Below are 22,228 nucleotides of genomic sequence, written 5' to 3'. Positions count from 1 at the left end.
GTATTATTCCCCCTTGAACATTTATTGGATGGTTTGGTTTGCGAGACCTTCAGCCATCGGGTAATTCCATTCCACGACAGCTTCGGACAGCTTTTCGTCCACAATGGATCTATACTTCTGCTGCGCCAAATTCAGTGCGATGGCATCCTTCACATGATCGAGCGGCTGAACAGCTGCATCATCTGCCGACAGGCAGTAAAGTAGATGGATAGCCCCATTTTCAGCAAACAAACTGCTAATCTCTCCCGGCGCCAGTTGCTCTGCGGTAAGCAATACCTTTGGATTTTCCAGAGCTGCTGTTCGCCGTGAAGCACTTGTTATTTTCACCTCGCCAACGTTTACGCCAAACTCTTTTGCCTGGTCTTGGAAGCCTGTGCCTGAAGAATCTGTTGCTGCTGTCGCTGTTGCTATTGCATGGAGCTTTTCCATTCTTTCTAAGGCTTTTTGCTGATCTTTGTACTCTGTTTCTGGGCCAAAGGGAAGCGTTGCCCATTCCAGACGAATCGTTCCCGGCAGAGAATATTTCGCAATTAGATTTGCTGCATATTCCAATTTCACCTGTTCGTCTGAAATCACGATACTTCCGTTACTGCGCATTGCCTCAATCGTGGCTTCCTCAAGGTTGCTCATGTAATAACTGAAATAGGCCTGCGCCTCCAGATGAAGAGGACCATACACCACCTCCTTATTCGCTGCTGCCTGACTCCGCCGATTATTCTCGCGCTCCATTTCCTTGAGAAAACCTTCAAAACTGATATCCGTTACGACTCCTGCTTCTTGAGCAAGCTGTAGCTCCATCCGCTTCGTCAAAAGCTGAGTTTGAGCTGTATTGATCCATTTCTGCATTGGATTTTCGCCGGAATAGTAGGCAGACCAGAAGTCTTTTGAATAGTCGGCGTTGTAAGTTTGTTTAAAATAATCAACAATCAGTGCCCGATTCATTTGAAGATGCCAGTTGAACTCCGCTGCTGTGGCCTCCTGCCCGTTAAGGGTCAGAAGCATTTCTTCTGCTTGTGGATCTTGCAACTTCTTCGCACCAATCAGCAGCAGGCTTCCTGCTAACAGAGCGGTCAGAATAACGATTAGCTGATTTCTTTTGGAATGAAGTTTTAGAGTCATATATTGATTCCTCCTCTCTTCCTTGGTGTTAAGCGCTTTCATTCTCTTCGATATTAGACATGTTTACCTTGAAATAACAGGCGGGAAAGCTGCGAAATGGTTTGCCATTTCACGATTTGACCGTAAAGGCCAGTTTTCGCCCCATAAAAAATGCTGCGGAGAATAGAGAAGTTACGTATTCGAACGTGGAATGTTGTACAATGTGCAGGAATTCAGCGCGTTTGTCGGGATTGAGCAGCAAATTGTTGTATATCAAGCATGATATCCATGCAATTACGGGATCGGAGTGATTTATAGAAAAGTCGATTTGCAATCATCACTGATTCAGTGTGTTCCTCAATTTTTTTGATTGTAAAATCATCTAATAAAAACAAAGGCAGTCCGGAATTTTCCAGACTGCCTTGCATTGTTCTTAAGACGGATATGCGCCCGAAAACATACAGAAATTCAAGACTCCACCTTTGACAATCTCGTCATGTGACAGAGAGTGGTGCTGCCATAGCGATCCGTTCCAGTGGACCGATTTGCTGTACACATTGGCGGGGCTGTTGTTCTCTGCTTCAATGATCCATTGCTGCCCATTTTCAAGCTGAATAGTTACCTTATCAAAAAGCGGGCTGCCGAGCACATATTCAGGAATTCCGGGACTTAAAGGGTACAGGCCGATGGCGCTCCAAATAAACCAAGCACCCATGCTGCCGTTATCTTCGTCGCCGGGTAAACCATCCATCTGGCTGCTGAACAGTTCGGTCATGGTTTTGCGGACCCAATATTGCGTTTTGGACAGCACACCCAGTCTGGCAAATATATAAGGAATGTGGAAGCTCGGCTGATTGCTGATGGCAAACTGCCCCAGATCGGCGGAGGCCATTTCCGACATTTCGTGTATTTCCAAACCATAGGATCCCACTTTAAATACCGGTTCCTCGGTCATCAACTGATCCAGACGCTGGACAAAAGCCTCTTCACCACCCATCAGCCCGGCTAGTCCCGGGAAGTCGTGGGGCACTGCCCAGCTCCCCTGCCAAGCCCCGCCTTCACAAAACGGATTACCCCACTCCAGAGGATCAAATGCTTCCTGCCAAGTACCGTCCTCATTGCGACCTCTCATAAACCCAACTGTTGGATCAAACAGCAGCTTATAATTCTGTGCCCGAGCCATAAAACGCTCATAATCATCCATTTTGCCAAGTGTTTTGGCCATCTGCGCAATACAGAAATCTCCGTATACATAATCCAACGTGTTGCTTACACTTTCATGGAAACGGTCATGCGGCAGATAACCATGCTGCAAGTACAATTCAAGGCCCCTTCTGCCCAGCTTCTCGTCCACTGATGGACGATCTGCATGCTTCAGAAGACCTTCATACAGTACCTCTGTATCAAATCCGCCGATGCCTTTAACCACGGCATCCGCAGCTGCGGCATCAATCAGTGTGCCGGGCATGGCACTGCGCTCCCCTGGTGACAGCCACTTTGGCAGCCAGCCGCTCTCCTTGTATGCCAATGTCCACGCCTGCATAATCTCACCCAATAAAGATGGGAATAGGATACTGTATAAAGGAAGGCTGGTTCGGTATACATCCCACAGCCCGATATCCGAATACATTGGACCCTGGCAGATGCTGCCATTAAAAGGGCTGTAATGGATTTTCTCGTTCTGCTCGTTATATTCATGCCACGTTCTCGGGAACAGGCAGATTCGGTACATGCAGCTGTAAAAGGTGCGGAGGTTCTCTTCATCTGCGCTTTCAGCAACAATGCGCCCCAACCGTTCTTCCCAGCTTGCCTCTGCTCTATTCAAGATCTCTCCGAAGCTGTCTTCCCCAATCTCTCGGTTCAGATTAAGCAGCGCCTGCTCTCCGCTAATAAAGGAAGTCCCGCACTTCACTCCCACTATGCCAGATTCCGGTGCAGCTATTCCTACGTAAGCGCCCAGTCGTTCGCCAGTCCCTTCATGGGTCTCCAGTGGCTGATAATCTCCGTTAAAGATTCCCGACTCCTCCATGTGAAAATCCCTATCGAACTGGAACACGAAATACATCGCGAAATTATCAGGCACCCCGGCGGTATGGCCTCTTGTGTAGCCGGTGATTCTACGTTTATCCGGCTGGAAGGTGAGATGTGAATCACCTTTCAGAGGTGCTATAATAAGCCTGTTCTGCTGCCTCTCAGCGAAAGTTATTCTTATCGCTGCACAACGTTCGGTTGGAGTCAGCTCCAGCCGGGTGCGGTAACGTTGAAGAAACATATCGAAATAGTGAGGGAACACTTGCATCTCTTCCGTTTTGAAGGAAGAAGAACGTGAACCGGGACTGAGGAGCAGTGGACCTGTCTGCGGCAACAGGGTCAGATGCCCATAATCTCCGATCCACGGGCTGGGCTGATGGGTCAGCCGGATGCCCTCTAGGTGGCGATGGCGCGGGTGGAAGAACCAGGTTCCACCTGCTTCATAGGTTTGCGGGCACCAAGCCGCCATACCAAATGGCATCGCTGTAAGTGGCAGTGTATTGCCATGTGAATACCGGAAATCTGACTCCGTCCCCTGTAATGGATTTACATAATCTAACCAACCCAAATAGATACACTCCTTTAGCCAGTTTTCACCGGCTCTATATTCTCCGCTCTTTACTGATACCGGTTAAGATAATCGGAATACTTGAACATCTCCAGCTTCCACCCGCACAGTCAGTTTTGTAGTTGTGGGTTTCAATAGATTCATTGGTTGAATTTCAGCGCTGCCATCATCAAACCACGGTTCGACAGAAGTATAAACAATACCCAGCGTAACGTCAGCCTTAACCGCCATATCCCCTTCATTATGAACATAAAGAAATGCCCCTCGGTCCTGCTCACCTTCCCACTCGGAGAGATCCGCGCGGACACCACCGCTTGCTTGTACATACGGCTGCAGCTTTAGTTCCTTCTGTAATAGATCCCGCACCAGCTGAAGCGTTCCGGGATGTCCATCCTGCCAGTAGGCAGCCGCAAGCAAGGTACCAAACCATACGGCACGCCCGTTGCCATAAGCGGCGGTAGTCAACACAGGCATGCGGTCCTCGGCAAATTCAGCCAGTACCTTCACATGGCTTTCCAGCTCGATATCCGATTTGTAATAGGATCCGTGCGCCGTATCGTCTGCTGCCGATTCCTCCGCCTTGCTATGCTCCATAACATTCCGCAACGGAATCGCTGTCCGTGATTCGAACGCAACCTGATGATAGCTGTGATCCAGGTTCTCAGCGGAATGAATCCAAGTCTCACGGACCCCGAACACCTGGTCAAATCCATAACCGGGCACCGTATAGCTGTGGCAGCCATTCTCTCCCTGAAGTGCTCCGAACGAGCATTCTGAAATCAAAATCCCGCCCTTTTCCACCCACTGGCGTAGGATGTCACACAGTTTGCGGTTCAAATATAGAGGATAAGGCATCCACAAGCAGTGGTATTGCTCCAGTGTCTTCTCGTTAACATCCGTCTCATGCAGAAATTCAACTTTATAATTGAGCTCATGCAGTAGTTTATGGGCGCCTTGTAAGGAATCGTTGTAGGTGTCCAGATGATCATGTGCCGCAAAGTTAGCAACCTGGTTCTGCGGACTGAACAGAATGGCAATCCCGTCTCCGCGCCGTTTTGCATGCATCAGCTCTTGCTTATTGTTTTGCACCAGCTTATTTAGATGAGCCATATCCTTGTACCATGGGGTTGGACTTCCGTCCAAATATACACTGCCCCATGCAGGGGCCTCCTGTCCCAATATCTCTGGTCTGTACTGCCAGAACAAATATCCCGTGATGCCACGAGCGAGCGGGGTCAGAATATGCCGTTTCATTTCCCGCAGGTCCGGCTGACGCGGCTTCATTGCAGTATTGCCTGGCAAAGCATGAATCTCCGAATTGATAATGGGTTTACCTTTGGCGGCAGAGATCAGTAGATCAGCAGACCAGGCCGAGGACCCAAGGCTATTGCCTGTCAAGTCACAGGGCTCAGCCAGCTTGAAGTCGTCCGAACCCGCTGTAATCATATTAAAGATAGGGGCGGGCACAGTGTGGGCCATAACAGGATGCAAAAGATCCAGTGACTTCACTATATCTACCCGGCTCCGCAGCTCATCCGTTAGAGTACCGGACATGAACAGGCGCCAGTCCACCAGATCATTAAATACGCCTTGTCCACGCGGTGCCTCTACTTCCTCCCAGCTTCCGTAAGTCCGCTGCCATGATTCATTGAGAGCTTCCAAAGTAACATATTTATTTTTTAGCCATTCTTGGAACACCCACAGCGATTGCTCGCAATAACACACCTGGTTGTCAAAAGACAGCTTGCGCTTGATTCCTGTGGTTAGTTCAGGCTCATTCCATAAATCCCAGACCCAGAGCGCCGGATGATCCTTAAAAGTCTTCACCGTCTCCGCCAGAAACTTTGCCTTTTCTTCGGCGGCAGCTGCATGATGATAACAGGGCCCCGGCGCTCCGCCGATCTGGCGGCAATTAATCGCCCTTGGTTCCAGAGTGAAACCGTCCGCTGTAACCATTTTGGAATCAGGATATTTTTTATAGAACCAGGCCGGCGCCACGTCGAAAATTACATTCAAAATGACCTTCAAACCATTCCTCTGCGCAATATCCATTAGCTCCTGAATATCATCGAAATGATAGGTCCCTTCTTTGGACACACTCGCGCGCCATTGTACCCAATATTTCACACAATTGAAGCCCTGTCCGGCAATATTGCTTAGGTCTTGTTCCCATTGATCACGGAAGGGGGTCGGGGAACGGTAATATTGAAACCCAAATGGAATAAATGAATCTTGCATCTAGTGTACTCCTCCTACAACGTTCAATTTCGATCTCTCTATGTTTATAAAAGCGCTTACTGCTCTTTTACGCTTAAAGTCTATCACAGTGGATTTGGCAAAAGTTAGGATGGAATCCTATGAAACGGTTTGCGAAGCTGTTGAAATGTTTGATCCTTACGCTACGTGGCAGTCACTGCGCAGAGTCAGCGGGGAATATACTGCGAAATCGTTTGCGATCCTGACAACCTCAGAAATTATACCTCCTCTTTAAGAGGTTTCATGTTTATAATGGCTGTAAGACATATTAGAAACTACTTCGAGGTGAAGCCAATGTTGAAAGCGCTTGTAGTGGATGACGAATATCTGGTCCGCATGGGCATCACCCAGACCATAGACTGGGCAGAATACAACGTCGAGATCATAGGAGAAGCCAGCAATGGCGAGGAAGGATTGGAGCTTGCCCTACTGCACCGTCCAGATGTGATCATTACCGATATTCGTATGCCGTATATGAACGGTCTTGAGCTCATCGAAAAAATACGGGAACAGGACATGCTCGTAGGGATTGTCGTGCTCAGCGGTTATGACGAATTTCAATATGCGCAGGCTGCTTTGCGTTATGGCGCCTCCACCTATTTGCTAAAGCCCATTAATATAGAAGAACTTGCAAATACAGTTCGAAGCGTCGGGGATGAAATCCTTGGCAAAAAGCAACTCTCCAAGCGGTATTCACAGCTTAATGAGGAATTGGCCTCGATCTCCAAGCAGTTCTGGCAGGATTTGCTGCATGACCAACTGCATGACGAAGAGTTTATTTCAAATAAGATAAAATTACTGGAACTGCAATTGGAACCTGGAAAAGCTATCATACCGCTGTCCATTACCTTTCCTCCTGATAACGGCCTTCAAGGAAATACTGTAGGCAAAGCGCTGGAGGATGCAGCGGCGACTATTCTGGAAGCGCATTCTTTTGAGCAACTGTGTCTATTCCGGGACAGCCATCTGGAGTGGGTTATGATCCTTCGGACCGGGGAACCAGAGCTGGCCGGAGATTCTGCACGAAAATTGGGCAAACAACTATCTGAATGGAGCCAACAGCACTTCGGCCAGGCCTTAAGCGTCGGCATAGGTAAACCTGCGGGAGAATGGTACGGGATCGTAGATTCATACCGGCAGGCTGTACTTGCTGCGCAGCGTGCCCTTTCTGGCATTGAACGTGTGCTGTATGCTGAAGAAGAGGCTGGGGCTCGGTGCCGGCGTGAAATCAGGGACGCACTCGCTTTTATCCGGGAGCACTATGCCGGAAACATTACCGTTGAGATGGTTGCTGCGGCGGTCTTCGTCAGTCCAACCCATTTGATGCATCTATTCCGTAAAGATCTGAACAAAACCTTTTACGAATGTCTGACGGAATACCGTATCGAGGAGGCCAAACGTATGCTGCGCAATCCGAAGTATCGGGTGTACGAGGTTGGCAATCAGGTCGGCTTCACTGACTCCAAATACTTTAGCCAGATCTTCAAAAAAATGACGGGCATCCCGCCGAGCGAATATGCAAAAACCTATGGGTAAGCGGAGACTAGCCAACCGGATGGATTCCTGGATGAGGCGGTTCAAGATCAAAAGCCGGATTGTTGTTGTTCTGTTAGCAGGACTGTCTCTGCATCTGGTGCTGATGCTCGTTATTTTCAATTTTTATTCCTATACCTACCTGCAAAAGGATCTGTACCGCCATGTCGTTCAGACTCAGCGCCAAATTGGGCTTAGCGTGGAGCTCATGGTCGATGACATTCAAATGTTGTTTCTGCGGTTTCTGGTGAACAGTGATATCTACCAAATCATCAATAACGATTCCCTGCCGTCAGCTGACAAGGAATCGCGAATTGGAGCTATCATCGACGGTATGCTGGCCCAGAACGACCTGGTGGGTAATGTAATTATCAGCACCAACGATAATATGCTTTATTCTTACCAGTCTAAGGAGCAGATGCTGGAAGTGCCTGAAGCCCTGTTCATCAAACGCATTCAGGAGAGCAGCATGCCTGTTGTCGGTGAGATCAAACGGGATGGAGAAGGCAATGCGTATATTCCATTCGGCCAGCAGTTCCGCAATTTCAATACAGGGCAAAATATCGGGGTCGTGATCATTTATGTCAGGGAGGCTGCTTTGGCGGACCTGTATTCCTCCAGCTTCACTGGCATCGGCTACTCCTTCCTGACTTCCGACAATCGGATTATTTCTCACCCCGACAAACGGCTCTTGGGCAATTTTTTGGAGGAAAACGCCCCTCTTCGCCCAGGTAAAAAAGAAGGCTATCGTACCTGGTCAGATAACGGAAATTCCTACATCATTGCTACTTATCCTTTGAATCCCCGGTTGGAGACACTTGGGGTCAGCTGGGAATTCACCAGCGTGATTTCCAATCACAAACTGCTCTCGGGAATCGCCAAAGGCAATCAAAATGCGCTTTTGTTCGCCAGCGTTACCTTTATTGTGCTGCTGATTTTTTCCTTCTATCTGGCAGCCAAAATCACCCGTCCACTGCTGAACTTGAAGAAGAAGCTGAGCCTGTTTGGCAAAAAAGATCTGGCCGCTGTTTATGAACAGCGCGGTCAGGTTGATGAGATTTTTCAGCTTGAGAACAGCTACTATCAGATGGTGGAGCGGATCAGCCAATTAATGCTGGAGAAAGATGAGGAGAAAGAAAAGCAACGGAAAGCTGAGCTGACCGCACTTCAATCACAGATCAATCCCCATTTTCTCTACAACACACTGGATGCAATTGCCTGGATTGCCCGACTGAAGAAGCAGCCCGATATCGAACGGCTGATTTCTTCATTAGCTACCTTTTTTCGAATCAGCCTGCATAAAGGCGACAAGTTCGTGACCGTGGACGAAGAAATCCGCTTGGTGCAGAGTTTTGTGACAGTTGAGCAAATGAGGTTTCCGGATAAGTTCGAGATTGAATACGAGATTGAGGAATCGCTGCGCAAGGTTCGCATTCTGAAGCTGATTCTTCAGCCTATTGCAGAGAATGCGATCAAACACGGCATCAGCGAGAAACGCGGGATGGGCCGAATCTGGATTAAAGGCGAATTAGTGGCAGATGAGATTCGCTTCACAGTGACTGATGACGGGGTGGGATTTTCCAACGGTGCGACGCTTAGCCAAGCCAAGGAAGATGTGTTGTTTCAGAGCGGGTATGGACTAAGAAATGTGGACGAACGAATTAAACTTGAATATGGTCCTCAATATGGTTTAAGTATCTTCAGCACGCCGGGGCAAGGCACCACGGTTACGATCAACTTGAAGAAGGAACTGCCCAATTAGCGAATTTAGTTTATAAATGCGGACATAACAAAGAAATCGAACCTTTTTGAGTGGGTAAGCGGGACTTCTACTTTGCTTAAAAAAACGATTTCTTGTTTTATTCTGAGTAGTGGCAAATTAAAGATACTTTCGAGAATTATAGGTGCTTTAGTTGTATTTAATACAGCTAAAGCACCCTTTTTTTGCAGCGAGCAGAAGTTTAAATGTATTTGGTACATCTATACGTTCCAATTCTGTTGGCAGCAACTAACTTTCCGAATAATAAGTGTACTGAATACAACTATATCTTACTTCATCCGTTTATTGCCCAAGCTAGATGTATGAAATACACTTCGGTTAGCGATTTTCATGATTCAGACTCCATCTTATCTTAGTCTTTCATTGTTGAATTAATCTTCAGGTACAACTGCTTCAGTGGATTAACTATACTGCCGCTAAGCACTGAGATCAGCAGCCAGAACACTATGAACACTACGAGGTTCAGGGCGAGCATTAAATACTTAAACGTTCGCAGCTCTGCATTCATGCCATCTGCTGAGATATAGGTGACAATCCGCTCTGCCGATTCCGGTAGTGGATAGAGCAAAATCAGGCCGTCAGCCGTTTCCCGCTCCAGCAGATCTGCATCACCTCTGCCTGTACTATTTTGATCGATACCCTGTGTCACAGGCTCAGGCAAGGTAGCTTTTTCCGAAGTAACTAGTGCTGCTTTGATCTCCTGCAGGCGCTCCTTCGGGACATCGGCAGCACTCAATAGCTTCCTGTTTCCGGTCAGTAGGTAAACTTCATTTCCCCCGTAGATTGTATTCTCGCCAGATAGGTAGAAGCTGTAAAGCTTGTCAATCTCCACTTCGAGCGAGAGCAGACCGAGGACGTCTCCCATCGAACCCTTAATTTTTACTTCAAGCAACAGACGGTCGCGCAGATCCGAAGGTGCATTCATTAGATGCTCCCGGTTCAGCACCGTCCAGCGCAAAGCCTGCTCTCGGTTATTTAGAAATTGTTCCATCCCTGGTTCTTTTTTGATCTCTGCAAAGGGCAGCAACCCGGAAACATTGCTCGAGGAGTAAGTTCCCCCTGCTTCTCCCCAAATGTAAATGCCGAGAATGTCACTACTGGAAGAACGTATGCCCTCAAGTATCGGAGAGATTGCCCCGTCATATGTTGGTTTTTTCAGCGCATTCTGCACCACCTGGTTGTTGGATATAAGCTTCGAGGTCTCCTCCAGCCAGTTCATGAACAGAAGTGTGTTCTTATGCTGCTGGCCAGTGTACTGAACGGATAGCTGCCGCAGCATGTCAAGGCTTCTATGCTCCATAGTACGGTACAGAATGAAGCTCGAAGCGACAATATAGACAGTAATGAACAACACCAGGACTAGGCGGATATTGCGGCCGAACGATCTGAACATATGACTTCCCCATCCCCCTCCGGTGTATGAATCATGAAAACAAAATCAACTGAAATCAGACTAACAGCTAAGGTGACTAATGTCGATCTCCTTGTAAAAGGAACCCTCATCTGTCTCATGCACTTCATGATTAGGCAGAATTATTGTAATTGCCGATCCGGTTTGCCAGGAAGCTTTCATGTGGAAGATCTCCTGTCCTGTTACTGAACGGATCTCCCATTTGATGTTTATTGGGCCGATACTTGTATTTACGGTTCCGCTGGCCTGCCGCAGTTCTCCATAGTGGGGCTTTATAGTTATTCCCTCTATTCCTTGTTGGACACCCAATATCCCTCTGGTGAACTCAGTGATCGGCAGTGCGCTCCATGCGTGGCAGTCACTTCTGGTGCCGGTTGAATCTATTTCTGGAAGTGTAGTGAGATTAAGCTCCAACTGCTTCAACCACCGTGTCCATAGTCCGAACGAGCGGTCATACATTCCGCATTTCTCTAGCGCGCGGAATAGATAGTAGCTCATCGGCAACGAAAGCTTAGCCAGTGATGTGTCTGTTAACGTTGACTCCAGCAGTGCCGCCCCTTCTACAACATCCACTGTGCCCGCCAAAACCGCCCAGACCTGCGTGTGCTGGCTATGCTGCGTTCCCGCAGATGCCTCCGGACTGTCGCGGAACAGCTGACTGTTCGTTAGCCGGCAGCAATCCATTACCGCAGCGTTGACCGCCGCTTTGCGTTGACGCAGTTCACCAGCAATCTGTGTCCAACCGCTGGCTGCAAGCAATTCAGCCGCTTGCTCCAGCGCGGCCGCATACATCAGGCTCAGTACGGTTGCGGGTGCATCATCCGTACAATCCGGTGCGCCGAGCGGCCATTCCTCCACCCAATCGAAGTAATTCCAATATTGGCGGGGCGTTCTGTCCAACAGACCCTCCGGAGTCAGATGTTGATCGAACCAGTCCAGCACAGATAACAGCGCTAACCGGTACTGATTCACCAAGGCCATATCCCCGAAGGATCTGTAGTGGTCATGAATCATTCCGATCCAATATAGGGAGAAGGAAGGAATGACCTGCGGCAGCACAGAGGGATAGCGACTTTGCAGCATCCCGTTTGGTAGCTGAGAGGCCTTATAATCTTCCATAGCTCTCCGCGCTAACCGGTCGTCCCCTGATAATAGGTACGTAAACTCCATCATCAGTTTGGTATCCATGGTATACTGCAGCTGTTCATAATACGGAGTATCCTCGTAGGTCTCATGCATGCAGCGCTGAAGTGTTCGTACACTGAGCTCCCATAGTTGGTTATATTGTTCATCGGAGCAGTGAAAGTTTCCTTCCGGCTGCAGTGGATATCCGGTCTCCCTATAGCTAAAGCTGGAAATCGTTAGAGGCTCGACACCAGCCTGCACTTCCAGCCGTACATAGCGGAAAGTACGGAACCAGAACGGTTCGTAGATTTCCATCCGCGCAGAGATGCCGTAACCTGCCGGGTGATAGCTATCGTAGCCCCCTCTTAATACATGTTCCTTCGTATTATCGCGGACAGCTTTGCGGCGAATCTCATCATCCCCCGTTTCTTCTTCATAACACTCAGCGCATAGTAGGGTAATCCGGCTACCTTTGCCTCCAAGAAGTCTAAGCTGCAAATACCCTGTGGTTAGCTCGCCAGCATCCAACTCCAACCAAAAATGTTGCCCTGCTTCTATTGTTATTCCAGCGGAAGGCAGTACTGCGTTGGGTGAAGCGCCGCCATCTCCATTTCGCAGCTCCAGACTATGCCCTTCCTCAAAAAAGGCTTGCCCTACCCCGCTACTGCTGCGCATTAGCTTCAGAAAAAATTGCTCCCGCTCATACAACAGCGGAATCGGACGCCGGGCCAGCTGCCAAGGGGTTAATTGGCCATATTCATCCCGCACCGGTTGCACAATTCCGGTAGCAAGCCAGGCACTGTCATCATATTCGGGCAGTGTCCAATCCAGCAGCGCTGCGTCACCCTCCACTTCTTCCAGTCCACCCATCCAGCGTATGATCGGAAACTGCTGGAGCTTATAGCGGCGATCCTTAATACTTTTCCATGAGCTATCCGTATTTAGCTCCTGTACTAGCTGCCCGCCTTGTGTAACTGCCGCTTCCACAAGCAGACCGCCTTTTTGCGAGCGCCAGACGGACAAAGGTCCGTCTTCACCCAGCTCAAAGGGCGTAGTCCCTGCATAATGAACGACCATAACAGCAAGCACATTTAAACCTGGTTGTAGAACATTGTCCAGACTGAATTCTTCATAATACTGTATATGACCATGTCCTTTACAAGGACCGGCCCATAAACGCTGCCCATTGACGAACAGCCTGTAGCGGCTGTCTGCGGTAATGGCCAAATCCAGGGTGCAGGTCTTTCCGATACCAGCTGGCAGTTCGAACACTCTGCGAAAGTACGCACGCTCGTGCTGCTGTTCCCTATCCGCTGATCCTTGCTCCTCCTGCGGCCAGATCCAGCGTGCTCCCCAGTCTCCCCATTCTTTTGCTGCCATGTTATGCATATCTCCTTTATCTCATTTAAGTAGTTAAGGCAATCTACGCAGAAACGGCATCGCCGCCCTTCAGAAGGACGACGTCGCCGTTGGTCTGCGTTTTATTTAACCTTATCGAGATAATCACGTTGGAATTCTTCGGCAGCCCTATCCAAGATCTGTTGCGGATCTGCGTTCTTGTCCGTCAGTACGGTTTGCAGTACGATATCCAGCTTTTGGTACAATTCCTGTGCGTTGACTGGTTCTTCCGCCCGCATGCCTTTGCTGCCATTGTCCATATAATCACGGAACAAATCCAGATTGACGTTGTTGTATTTGTCGAGAATCTTTTGTTCTTCTCCAATCCGTTTCTCATCAGTCCAAATCCGCAGCCCGTAAGGCCCTACGATCAGCCCTTGATCGCTCAGTGTCTTCTTCTCAATATCCCAACCGGTCAGTGCCTCTTCAGAGGACTCTGGTGTAAATCCGTAGGTTTTTAGCCATTTGAATCCGGCATCAATCTGCTCAGGTGTTACATTAGGCGAGAACATATATAGGCCGCCACCGAGCAGGGTTACAGGTTTCCCGATCGGTCCTACTGGAAGCGCGGACATTGCCACATTGTCCTTGGACATCTTAGTCTGTTGCTGGATGACCGGTGACCAGTCATTCGTGCCGAAGCTCATAGCGACCTGATCGGTTCCGAACAAGCGGAACATATCGTTCGTAACATCGACCAGATTGTTGTCGGGCAGTACATCATATTTCCATTTTAAGTCCTTCACATATTGCAGGGCCGCTGCTGCTTCCGGCGAATTGAACACCGCCTGCCATTTCCCGTCTACCTGTTTTTCAAATTCTGCTCCGTATGCCCAGGCAATGTTCATGAACATCCAACCGCCTTGACCACTTTTTGTAGGCAAGAACATTCCGGCTTTACCGGTCTTTTGTTTAATAATCTGCGCAGTTTCTGCTAGCTCTTCATATGTTTTAGGAAATTTAGGAATTCCCTTGTCGTCCAGCAGTCCAGCCTCCTTGAAAAGATTCATATTGTAGAGCATACCGATGACGTATCCGTCCTTCGGAATCCCATAATACTTGTCGTCCTTGGTAACCATTTTCAGCAGATCTGGATTGATCGCCTTGTCGTAGCCATATTTTTTCATCGTATCCGTTATGTCAGCGGCGTAATTTGCCTTGATGATTTTGCTTGTTTCTGTAAAAAAGGTTTCGTATACCGTCGGAAGCTGGCCGCTGGCCGCTTTTGGCAGGAATGAGCTGACGTCATACCCCCATTCATCTTTGTCCACAATAATTTCCGGATAATTGGCTTTCATCTTCGCCATGACCTGCTCATACTGGGCGATTTTGGCTTCCTCATTCGGCTTTGGCCAGTTACTGACCTTGATCGTCACCTGTTGATTGCCCGCTGTCTCCGTCTTTCCTCCGGCATTCTTCTCATTGGAGCCGCCTCCGCAGCCAGCCAGTCCGGCAGAAAAAAGCAGCGTAAGTGCCAGTGTAGCTGTCAGGTTCTTGGTGTGTCCTTTTTTCAATGTAATTCCCCCTAGTCTTATTGTTAAAGCATTCTTCGCAACATGTAAAGCGCTTTCTTTTTGAATCTGAAATCATCTTAACATGCACCTTCTGCAGCACCCTACGGGGCAAAACTGTGAAATGGTTTGTGATCGGGTGATGTTACCCTTTAATACTGCCGCCGAAGGATTGCCCGTTCATAATGTACTTTTGGAAAAAAATAAACAGGATAATCGGCGGCAGAATCGCAAACGTCAACGCAATAAACTGTATGTCCTGCGGCAATGTCGCCTTCAGATTGTAAATAGCCACAATGACCGACCAGGTCGATTTATCCTTCAGCACCATAAAGGGCCAGAAGAAGTCCTGCCAGACACTGTTCATCGTAAGGATTGTAATTGTAGCCATAACTGGTCCGCTGAGCGGGAGAATGACTCGAATAAAAATACCGATGGTGCTCGCTCCGTCAATTTTGGCTGCTTCCAGCAGCGCTTGTGGGATGGTATCGAAAAAGTTTTTGAAGATCAGAATTACCACCGGATTCACAGCAGCCATAAACCACATCGGCCAGTAAGTATTGGTCAGGTTCAAGTGCAACAGCGGAAAATCAATCAGATTCTTAAACAGCGGCACCATGCCCACTGTATTCGGCACCATCATGGTCCACACGATCAGGGCAAACAGCAGGGCACTGCCCCGCGGCTTTAGCTTGGAGAAGAAATATCCGGCCAGTCCGTTAAAAGTAAGGCAGAACAGTACAGAACCTGCGGCCAGATAAGCCGTATTCAGATAATAACTGAGGAAGTTAAACTCCTGCCAGGTCTCCCATAGCTTGCCAACATTGAACGAGCGGGGGATCAGGGTGGGCGGGATTGCATAAAACTCTTTGATGTCCTTCAGACTTGAGACCATAATCCAGACCGGAGGCAAAATACAGACAGCGGCCAGCACAATCATCAGAATGAACATGCACCAATACAGCAGGCGCACCCAAGGTGATCTGTATTCTATATTGCCGATAATGCCATATGCTTCTTTAGTTTTCATAGCTTCTACTCCCTGTTCAATTTCTTATCCAGCCGGAAATAAATAATGGTAAGCACCATCAGGACTAGAAAAGTAATAACCCCGAGCGCCATTGAATGGCCTGCTTCAAAACTCCGGAACGCATAATAATAGCTTTGCAGCATCAAGGTCATTGAGGCATTGTTCGGTCCACCCTCAGTCATTACCAGGGGTTCATTGAAGATCTGGAATACACCGCTGATCTGCAAAATCATCATCAGTCCGATCATGCTAGAGATTTGCGGAATGGTGATACTTTTGAATCTCCGCCATACATTCGCACCGTCAATCGAGGCTGCTTCGTACAGATCATGATTAATACTCTGTAGACTTGCCAGATAAAGCAGCACTGTTCCCCCGAAATTTCGCCAGGTAATCGTGAAGATAATCAGCATTATCGTCATTTGCGGATCCTGAAGCCATTGCTGCACCGGAAATCCCATGGCACTCAGCATAATATTCAGCACGCCACCCTTTCCGGGCTCAAACAAAAACATCCATAACATCGAAGCGGCAATGCCGGGAACCATACTCGGAAAAAAGACCGAAAAGCGAAAAAATGACTTCCCATGTCTCAATTCATTAATCACGACAGCGACAATAATGGGTACGGCAAAACCGATCAGTAGTGACCAGAACACATACACAAAAGAGTTGGTCAATGTCTGTTGAAACGCCGAGTTCTGTATAACATCCTTGTAATTCTGCAGTCCGGCGAAACTTACGGCATTATAACCCTCAGTATTGAAAAAAGAGAGCACAATGCCCTTCACGAGCGGCTGCCAGGAAAAAAAGAAAAAGGCAAACAGTGTGGGTACAATTAATATCCAGGATGACCAATCTTTGAATAAACGCCGTACAGGATAACCTTTCTTTTTCTCTGTCATTAAAGGATTTAGTTCACTGGTTTTTCCAATCATGCTCCTGTCCTTCCTTCCTCCCGGAATCAAGCTTTAATCCGGTCAGGCGTTGTATAGTTGTTATACCTAAATGATAGCGCTTCCTACTGAGCGCCGAAATCCGGTAACCCTGCGAAAGCGTTTGTAAAGCTACTTATTTGTTGGCAAAAAAAAGCAGTGCACGCACCGGAATGGCCGCACACCGCTTATGTTCATGTTATGGTGAATCGTTTAGGCCTCACTTAACCCTGCGCTGATGCAGAGGACGGCCGCTTCCGCCCGAAACGCTTCGCTCGCCGGATTGGGCTGCTCCTCCAAAATACGAAGCACCGACTGAGGCTCTACGCCGGGCTGTGGCACACGGGAGGGAGAAACTACGCTCCACTTCTGCTCACCCTTGAGCCTGTATGACAGCTCATAAAGATATAAGCCCGCATGTTGTCCGTCAGTGAGCTGGCTTACGCCATCCTGCCACGAGCAGAGTTCAAGCGGATGCTGTTTGTCCGGCAATACACCGGACGCCAGTGTGATGCGCTCATCTCGAACTACCTGCTGCTTCTGTTCCCAAGCCTGCTGATCTAGGATTCCCAGATCCAGGCGGTATTCCATTCCCGGCTCTCCATAAAGAGTCCAAGCCACAGGGCTACCCACCGCTACGAACTTAGGTGCTTCCAGAAAAACGGGTTGATGAGTTGGGACAAAACGTTCGGTCTGCTCCCACTCTCCCGCAGCCGGACTGCGTCTGCGATAATGCACCGTGCCCGTGAATTCGAGCTCCTGTTCCTGTAGCAGAGCTATTAGACATAGAATAGCTTGCTCGTAAAGATCCGTGCAGTTGTTATGGCCGAAGCGGTATCCGATCTCATGGCGAAGCGGTATCCCGCGACTCCGGACCAAAGCCGCGAAGGAAAAGCTGAAGCGGCTAAGGGTAAAGGCATCATGCGTGCCATGGTTAATCAGCAGCTTTGTGCCACTCGCTTTAAGACCCTCCAGAAAAAATTCGGATTCCAGTCCGGTCGTTTCCTTTAGACTTGCAGAGTCAATAGTTCCCGTCAGAGTCTGTAGCAGAGTCTCGATTCCCGTGCTGCCGTTCTGTGGATGCTGCCAATCTTTCTTCCAGATTTCCCGGTAACCGGTGTCTACTTCCGCCACATGCCAGATCAGTGGGCAAGCTCCTTCGGCAAACTCACGGGTAAGCCCGTTCAGAATCAACGGCGGTGCATAACACAGTGTGTAGCGCACCCGGTAGGGTAAGCAAAGCGGATTGCCTCCAGCCAGCAGCGCAGTTAAGCCGCCGCGCGAACCACCTACAGCCACTACCCGCTCTGCATCACCGCCATAACTTTCTTGACCTCTGGTAATTGCCGCCCCAATGCCAGCATAGATGGAGCCTTGCAAGGAACGGCTGCCGATATATCCTCCTCCGTTCCACAGAATGCCGACAACGCCTTTGCCGGTGCTGGCCAGAGTCTTGCCGATGATTTCCAGAAATGAGGGACCTACCGTACTGAAGGTATTCTCATTGGCATCATAATAACCATTGAACAACAGTGGATATCCCTTAACATTTGCCGCGCTCCAAAAGGGCGGCAGAATATAGGAAGCAAGGCTATGCTGGTCATTCTCTGTAACTAGCAGACTGCCGCTGATGAGCTGAAATACAGGCGCATTACTTAAAAGTGAAGCATTGTCTGTGGATGCATTGCGGAAAACCACCGGAAATCCGAAGGTCTTAAGGATGCGGTCGCTCAAGGAAACTGCAACTAGATCATCTACAGCATAGAGACTGTAGCGGTCACCGATATAATGCTCGAATTGCGGAGTTTTAAAATTCTTATTTCCCTCGTTGCCTCCGAACAGCTGATGATCTTCCGTATTGTATACATAAGGGCTATCTGGGTCGCTATTGTAGAGCCGTGCATGCTCGGAAACAACCTTTTCCCCGGCTTCGTCCATCCGCAATGTCCCTATGCCATCTGTTCCGCCATAACGGAAGCCTCCTTTTCCCTCAGCAACGCTATTATCCCAGTGAGACACTACAGGAAGCATATTGGTCAGCATAGGACTGACTAATACAAATACCCCCTCCTCTTTCTCGGAGATCCCTTCTGCTGCTTCAACTTCAACAGTGTCTTCATGGAGGGTTGACCAATTCGCTTTCTGATAAGCTACTTCGCCGCCTCGCAAGCAAGCAAGCAGCAGTGGAGCGTTGTGCAGCCTTAAGTAATCAGCCACTGCTCTGCTAACAGGTATAGCGACAGGTGTAGATCCCTTGGCTTGAATAAACCGACTTAGCGGAACATGTACCTCCGGTACAAAACACAATGTTTTACTCACGATTTTTTTCTCCTCCAACCTGTATCATTCTGCTCTGTGCTGTTAGGAACGACATGAATCTAATTTCTGGCAAGCCATCTGTGATCCTATAATTTTCCCCAGACAGGAATCCTCCTGAGAGTTTAGGAGTGCAAGTAACCGTTACTGTTTTGGTCTCACCCGGAAAGAGGGTATGGAACTGCTCATCCGCTTCCATCCAGTAGCGGTCTCCCCTTTCCTCTGCATGGATATGCAGTAAAACTTCACTACCGGTATTTTGGACTGTAAAAAGGGCCTGCTGGCTCTTCTCCTGAGCACCCGTCGGCTGCCATAAACTCTCCTGACGCACCTCAAGATTGCCTCCTATAAGTGCAAGCGCGGGAGCATATGGATGCTTTTTATTGGTAGAGAATACATATAAATTCTGCTGTGGTGCTTCATCGCCGTCCTGGTAGGACAATCTGACGAAATATAAAGCATCCTCATGCTCTGGCACGTTGAAATTCAGCACCCCAGCGCCGACAGCCTGATCTTTGTTTCCCTCTGCCTCAAATGATTGCTGATAGATGCACCGTCCGACTGCATCGAAGACTTCCGCGTCGACTTCTACCCTGTGTCCATTTCCTCCATGCACGTATACATCTCCCTGAAATCCGGTGCTTGGTGTAAGCAGTAGACTGCGGTAGTCCAGCGAAACATGTAGCGGACGGAAGGCAGATTTCACCCAATGGTAGGCCATCTTCGTTTCACCGTAATAATCGACAAGGTTAGTGCAGGACACATTCGGCCACGGCTCGTTGAATTGCCATACAATGCTGCCGCTGTTTCGGAACTTACGGCGGCGGTTAGCCTCCAGCACGAACCGGATTCCTTCCGCCTGTATCCACTGGCTGCAGGCAGAGAACTGCTCCAAATCTGTCATGCTGCCGAACATTTCTTCTTCACGGCTCAGCGTATCCCACCACTCCCCGTGATGTCTCCATATCGCGTTGTTCTCCATAGAAACCGGTCGCCGGTTGGTCTCACTCAGAAATTTCTCCAGACTTTTGAGAGAACTCAGACCGTCCACCCCAAATTCGCTGTGCAGCAGATTATCATTGCTGCCATATAACTCGTAGTGATAAGGGTTTCCCATATACTTCCAGTAACCGTGCACATCATGCCCCTGACCTTTGGCATCCGTAATATATTCTACCGGGCCGGAAGCTGAGGTCGGTAGGAAGAGTCGCTGCGGATCATACTGTTCTACCAGTTCTTTCAACATCGCCAGATTGGAATCGCTGCTGTCGGAAGGCTTATTTGGCTCACTCATTAATTCATTGCCGCCGCTCCATACCGTTAGCGATACATGATTGCGTTTGTCACAGAGCGCTGTGCAGGCAGTCTTGTGAAGCAGCTCCAGAAACTCCGGCTGCTTCGAAGGGATATTGTCAATACCTGAACTCGACTGAATGAACTCCTGCCAGACCATAATGCCGTTCACATCACATAAGTCGTAAAAAGCCTTTTTCTCAATGATTCCACCGCCCCATACCCGAACGAGATTAATATGAGCTGCTTTCATCAGACGAATCATCAGTTGATATTGTTCAACCGTTACATTCCCGTAGAGATGGTCCAGAGGGGTCATATTTACCCCTTTCATATAGATCTTGCTTCCGTTAATCACCACTGTATATGGTAGGGCGTTGTCTGGACTGTCTACATTGTGGATATAATCGAGCTTGCGAATGCCCGTTTGAAAGCTCTGGGTATCCAACTCCGTTCCAGCTTCATCCAGTAGCTTTAGTTCAAGATTGTACAGTGGCTGCTTTCCATAACCGTTTGGGTACCATAGCTCAGGTTCGGGTATGTCCAGCTCCGCGTTCAGAAGCTCTCCAGCTCGAACTAGTCGCGATTGAACCAGCAGCGGATTCCCCTCCGGATCAGCACAGGTGATGCACGCTGTCAGTGTCCCATCATCTTCAGAGCCAGCCATTCGCTTGATTCCAGCTTGAATGGTAATTCGACCAGACGAGATCTGATTTCTATCGTTCTCGCCAAACTCCGCATCTGTAGTGATCGACACATCATCCCAAGAGCACTGTTGATGTACCCTCAATACCACATCATCCCAAATTCCGACATTGACCAACCGGGTAGAGAAATCCCATTTATAATTAAAACGGCTCTTCTGCGTGAAGGTAGCCGAGGTTTTGCCGATTTGCCCCATTTCATCTGGCGCCTGCTTCAACAGCACTGAAATTTCAAGGCTTTCCCGCCCGGAGAGCAGGTCTGTAACATCAAATACAGCCGGCTCGAACATACCTTTATGTTCACCCAGCAGTAAATGATCAGCGTATACCGAGGCTTCATAGTCCAGTCCCTGAAAGACCAGTTCAACTCTGGCTGCTCTCAGCTCAGGCTGCTTCAAGGTCGTACGGTAAACCCACCAGCGGTTCTCCACCCATTCACAACTCAGGCTATTTAACTCTTGATTAGGGTTGGTAATCCAGCCCTGTCTGAAGAGATCATAGTGAACTCCACCCGGCACAGTGGCAGGCATCCAGTCCGTAACCCCCATCAATTCCTGTCCCAGCTCCATACTGGTGCCCTTTAGCGGAACCCAGGGCCAATACCCTTTGACTTCCCACTTCAAATCGTTCAATCGAATTTCATTCATGTCTTCCCGTTCCCCCAAACCCTGCTAAATTTGGCGCTGTTCCTGACGATGAGCGGCTCTGGCGCCATTCGTTAATGCGCTTACAACTTTAGGTGTGCAGCTTCATTACCAATGATAGCACCGGGTTAATGTTTTCAAAGGTCTCCAACCCTGTGAAATCGTTTGTAAAACTGCTCAGTTGCTGATAAACACAAACAACCCCTCTAGGCTGGAGTGAGGCTTATCAGCAATCATCTATAGAGGTGGCTTTTTAAGGCTTGTTTTGTTTCGGAGCCTCTGACTCCCGTGCTTTACCAATACGTGTAATACGTCGAACGCGAAAAAAGGAGTTCCCTTCAGCCGCGAAAGGCTGCTTGGTGAACTCCTGTACTTTTTGTTCGATAGAAGTTTTAAGAACTATTGCAACAATGTAGCACCACCTATCGGACATAGATGACGCTAAAAGCAGTATTATTGTACTTTTGGTGGGCTAACGGTCCCCATAGCCACTATCTGTATGAAATACAACACATATGGACCTCTTTTTAAGCAATAGCGTCACTGGAGTCCGAAATGTTGTTCAAAAGGCTGAAAATTAGCAAATAGTGTCATC

Annotated in this window: 12 protein-coding genes; 2 read left to right on the top strand and 10 right to left on the bottom strand. The window is 48.7% G+C overall.

Annotated elements, in window-relative coordinates; translation table 11 throughout:
• Nucleotides 1-21 precede the first annotated feature (21 nt).
• The 3 genes from MKY14_RS06290 to MKY14_RS06280 all read right to left on the bottom strand — a co-directional run bounded on the left by MKY14_RS06290 (nucleotide 22) and on the right by MKY14_RS06280 (nucleotide 5,935).
• Nucleotides 22-1,119 carry a hypothetical protein gene (locus MKY14_RS06290; protein WP_280752981.1) on the bottom strand — a complete coding sequence of 366 codons (1,098 nt, stop codon included), beginning with the start codon at nucleotides 1,117-1,119 and terminating at the stop codon, nucleotides 22-24.
• Between the two features lie 412 nt (nucleotides 1,120-1,531).
• Nucleotides 1,532-3,697: a GH92 family glycosyl hydrolase gene (locus MKY14_RS06285; RefSeq protein WP_340918817.1), complete on the bottom strand. Its 2,166-nt coding sequence runs from the start codon at nucleotides 3,695-3,697 to the stop codon at nucleotides 1,532-1,534.
• Nucleotides 3,698-3,760: 63 nt separating this feature from the next.
• Nucleotides 3,761-5,935, bottom strand: a complete 2,175-nt coding sequence (locus MKY14_RS06280; RefSeq protein WP_340918814.1) for a beta-galactosidase — start codon at nucleotides 5,933-5,935, stop codon at nucleotides 3,761-3,763.
• Nucleotides 5,936-6,205: 270 nt separating this feature from the next.
• On the opposite strand from MKY14_RS06280, the gene MKY14_RS06275 reads away from it, so the two are divergent.
• On the top strand, nucleotides 6,206-7,489 hold the full coding sequence (locus MKY14_RS06275; protein WP_076303722.1) for a response regulator: 1,284 nt from the start codon (nucleotides 6,206-6,208) through the stop codon (nucleotides 7,487-7,489).
• A 31-nt stretch (nucleotides 7,490-7,520) separates the two neighbouring features.
• Nucleotides 7,521-9,248, top strand: a complete 1,728-nt coding sequence (locus MKY14_RS06270; protein ID WP_340976000.1) for a cache domain-containing sensor histidine kinase — start codon at nucleotides 7,521-7,523, stop codon at nucleotides 9,246-9,248.
• A gap of 370 nt (nucleotides 9,249-9,618) precedes the next feature.
• Here the strand turns inward: MKY14_RS06270 and MKY14_RS06265 are convergent, their stop codons facing one another.
• The 7 genes from MKY14_RS06265 to MKY14_RS06235 form a co-directional block, all read right to left on the bottom strand.
• Nucleotides 9,619-10,659 carry a hypothetical protein gene (locus tag MKY14_RS06265; RefSeq protein ID WP_280752977.1) on the bottom strand — a complete coding sequence of 347 codons (1,041 nt, stop codon included), beginning with the start codon at nucleotides 10,657-10,659 and terminating at the stop codon, nucleotides 9,619-9,621.
• A 60-nt stretch (nucleotides 10,660-10,719) separates the two neighbouring features.
• Nucleotides 10,720-13,182 (bottom strand): alpha-L-rhamnosidase-related protein, encoded by a 2,463-nt coding sequence (locus tag MKY14_RS06260; protein ID WP_340975999.1) that lies wholly within the window; start codon nucleotides 13,180-13,182, stop codon nucleotides 10,720-10,722.
• Between the two features lie 101 nt (nucleotides 13,183-13,283).
• The gene (locus MKY14_RS06255; RefSeq protein WP_081383668.1) at nucleotides 13,284-14,714 is read right to left on the bottom strand and encodes an ABC transporter substrate-binding protein; all 1,431 of its coding nucleotides are present in this window, start codon (nucleotides 14,712-14,714) and stop codon (nucleotides 13,284-13,286) included.
• A gap of 142 nt (nucleotides 14,715-14,856) precedes the next feature.
• Nucleotides 14,857-15,741 (bottom strand): carbohydrate ABC transporter permease, encoded by an 885-nt coding sequence (locus MKY14_RS06250; protein WP_051490964.1) that lies wholly within the window; start codon nucleotides 15,739-15,741, stop codon nucleotides 14,857-14,859.
• A 5-nt stretch (nucleotides 15,742-15,746) separates the two neighbouring features.
• Nucleotides 15,747-16,679, bottom strand: a complete 933-nt coding sequence (locus MKY14_RS06245; protein WP_197740348.1) for a carbohydrate ABC transporter permease — start codon at nucleotides 16,677-16,679, stop codon at nucleotides 15,747-15,749.
• Nucleotides 16,680-16,889: 210 nt separating this feature from the next.
• Nucleotides 16,890-18,995, bottom strand: a complete 2,106-nt coding sequence (locus tag MKY14_RS06240; protein ID WP_340975997.1) for a hypothetical protein — start codon at nucleotides 18,993-18,995, stop codon at nucleotides 16,890-16,892.
• On the bottom strand, nucleotides 18,988-21,636 hold the full coding sequence (locus tag MKY14_RS06235; protein WP_076276558.1) for a glycoside hydrolase family 2 protein: 2,649 nt from the start codon (nucleotides 21,634-21,636) through the stop codon (nucleotides 18,988-18,990). Before MKY14_RS06235 ends, MKY14_RS06240 begins: the two co-directional genes overlap by 8 nt.
• Nucleotides 21,637-22,228: the final 592 nt, after the last annotated feature.

It is taken from the genome of Paenibacillus sp. FSL R5-0887 (genome assembly GCF_038002305.1).
GTDB lineage: Bacteria > Bacillota > Bacilli > Paenibacillales > Paenibacillaceae > Paenibacillus_AQ > Paenibacillus_AQ odorifer.
Note: the sequence above shows the minus strand (reverse complement) of the source record. Positions and strands in the feature narration are given on the sequence as shown.